Source organism: Mycolicibacterium arseniciresistens (assembly GCF_030519285.1).
Classification (GTDB): Bacteria; Actinomycetota; Actinomycetes; order Mycobacteriales; family Mycobacteriaceae; genus Mycobacterium; species Mycobacterium arseniciresistens.
The window spans coordinates 1-2,507 of record NZ_JAUMSQ010000453.1; the positions used below are offsets into that span (position 1 = coordinate 1).

The following is a 2,507-nucleotide window of genomic DNA, read 5'->3' on the forward strand; positions in this document are numbered from 1 at the left end:
GGATGGCGCCGGGAGGAGCGGCCACCACGGCGGGGTCGTTCGGCGGCAGCGCCGCGGGCGGCGGCGGGACGGGCGCGGGCGGGGCGGCGGCGAGCGCTTCCCGCTGACCCGGCGTCAGCGCCTCGTACTGGGATTTGACGATCGCGATCTGGACCTGCAGCTGACTTTGCTTGTTCTGCAGGTCAGCGCGTACCGCGGCGGCCTGTTCGGCGGCGGTCTTGGCGGCCGCTGCCGATTCCGCCGACGCCAGCTGGGCGGTGGCGGCCTGCTCGCTGATGGTCTTGAAGTTCCGCATTTGCGCCGACATCTCGGTGGCGACAACCCGCTGCACCGAGAGCTGGTCGATGAACTGCTGTGGGGAGTTCGCCGTGAGGATGGCGCTCATACCGTCGGTGCGGCCACCCATGTACTGCGCTGCAGCAACGTGGTTGACGGCACCCTGAAAGGTAGCCAGCTGGTTCTCGGCGGCGTCCGCGGCGGCAACGTCGGCGGTGTGCTTCGCCTCGGCTGTCTGCTGCGCTGCCAGCTTGTCGTTGAGATCAAGCTGCGCGGCGTGCATCGCCTCGGTGGTCTGCTCGGCCTGCCGGGACAGCTCGGTGAGCTTTGCCAGCGCATCGGCGGCCGGGTCGGCCTGCACACTCGAGGTCAGCGCGGCGGCGAACATCGTCACACCGATCGTTGCACCTGCAAGAAGTCGGGTGACAGCACGATTTCTCCAGTGCGCGCGAGCGAGCCTCAAGATTTTGCGTCCTTAAACTGGCGTAACGAGCCGCCTCGAACTGCTCTCAGGTCTCAGATAGGTTACGAAACGGCATCGGGCTTGTCCAACAGGAGACGCAAATTTAACAGCTGTCAGGGGAATTTTTTCCAGGCCGGTGGTGATGCGTGTCGTCAGGCAACGCCCGAATCTCTTTGCCGGTGAATCGGAACCAGGCGCAGCCGCGGCGCCAGTCCCGCGTCGGCCAGCACTTCCAGGGCGCGGCGCTCGTCCATCAGCAACGTCTCCGGCACCCCGAGCAGCACACTCACGACACAGTCCTGACAGCCAGGGCCGCGCACCGCGCAGTCGTCGCAGTCGATCACCACGGTGCCGTCCGCGTCGGTTCGGGCGGACTCGAGCCGGTTGGACGGGGTGCCGTCGGGAACCAGGGGTTGTCCCATCGTGGGCCCTCCTCTTTCGGGGTGTTGTCGGCACGGTATCGGCGCCCCCCGACAAGTTCGCCGCGCTGCGCGTGGCAACCGCCCGCTGTCGGTGCGATTGCCTACCTTGACGCCCATGGGGCAGCTCAGCTTCGCCGACGTCGATCCGCAGGCTGACCTGTCGCTGCGGGAGACCACGTTCGTGGTGGTCGACCTGGAGACCACCGGCGGCCGCGCCGCCGGCGACAACTGCGACATGATCACCGAGATCGGCGCGGTTAAGGTGCGCGGCGGGGTCGTGCTCGGTGAACTCGCCACCCTGGTCGACCCCGGCCGTGCGATCCCGCCCCAGATCGTCGCGCTGACCGGCATCACCTCCGCGATGGTCTACGCGGCGCCGCGCATCGAGTCGGTGCTGCCCGCCTTCCTCGAATTCGCCCGCGGGGCCGTGCTCGTCGCCCACAACGCCGGCTTCGACATCGGTTTCCTGCGGGCGGCCGCCGAACGCTGCGGCCTCGCCTGGCCGCGGCCGCCGGTGCTGTGCACCGTGAAACTGGCGCGCCGGGTGCTCACGCGCGACGAGGCCCCGAGCGTCAAGCTGTCCGCGCTGGCCCGGCTGTTCGGCGCCGCCACCACCCCCACCCACCGCGCGCTCGACGACGCGCGCGCCACCGTCGACGTCCTGCACGCACTGATGGAACGCGTCGGCAACCAGGGCATCCACACCTACGCGGAGCTGAAGGCGTACCTGCCCGACGTCACGCCGGCGCAGCGGCGCAACCGGGCGCTGGCCGATCCGCTGCCGCACCGGCCGGGGGTCTATCTGTTCCGCGGACCGGGCGGCGAGGTGCTCTACGTGGGCACCGCGGTCGACCTGCGCCGCCGTGTCGGTCAGTACTTCAACGGAGCCGATCCGCGCACCCGGATGAAGGAGATGGCGTCGCTGGCCACCGCCGTCGACCACGTCGAGTGCGCCCACGACCTGGAGGCCGGGGTCCGAGAACTGCGGTTGCTCGCCGCGCACGCACCGCCCTACAACCGCCGGTCGAAGTTCCCGCACCGGTGGTGGTGGCTGGTGCTCACCGACGAGGCCTTCCCGCGGTTCTCCGTGGTGCGCTCGCCCCGAACCGATTGCGCCGTCGGGCCTTTCCGGTCCCGCGCCGACGCCGTCGAGACCGCGGATCTGCTGTCGCGGTTCACCGGCGTACGCACCTGCACCGCCCGGCTGGCGCGCTCCGCGCTGCACGGTCCGTCGTGCCCGGAGCGCGAACTCTCCCCCTGCCCGGCGCCGCGCGAGCTGTCCGCGGCCGACTATGCCGCCACCCCCCGTCGCGCCGCCGACCTGATCGCCGGGCGCGACAACACCC

The 2,507-nt window shown here is 70.4% G+C and carries 3 protein-coding genes; 1 reads left to right on the plus strand and 2 read right to left on the minus strand.

Annotated features, from left to right (window positions below):
• Window positions 1-739: endopeptidase (locus Q2100_RS30305; RefSeq protein WP_407667730.1), on the minus strand; the 739-nt coding region annotated here is incomplete at its 3' end.
• A 152-nt stretch (window positions 740-891) separates the two neighbouring features.
• Complete coding sequence (locus Q2100_RS30310; protein WP_264016026.1) at window positions 892-1,161, minus strand: hypothetical protein; 270 nt, start codon at window positions 1,159-1,161, stop codon at window positions 892-894.
• Window positions 1,162-1,276: 115 nt separating this feature from the next.
• On the opposite strand from Q2100_RS30310, the gene Q2100_RS30315 reads away from it, so the two are divergent.
• Window positions 1,277-2,507, plus strand: a 1,231-nt coding sequence (locus tag Q2100_RS30315) for a DEDD exonuclease domain-containing protein (protein WP_302916995.1), incomplete at its 3' end; no start/stop codon positions are given.

Bases quoted from the DNA above. Each gene is read 5' to 3' on its own strand.
- Q2100_RS30310 (WP_264016026.1), bottom strand. From the start codon at position 1,161: ATGGGACAACCCCTGGTTCCCGACGGCACCCCGTCCAACCGGCTCGAG.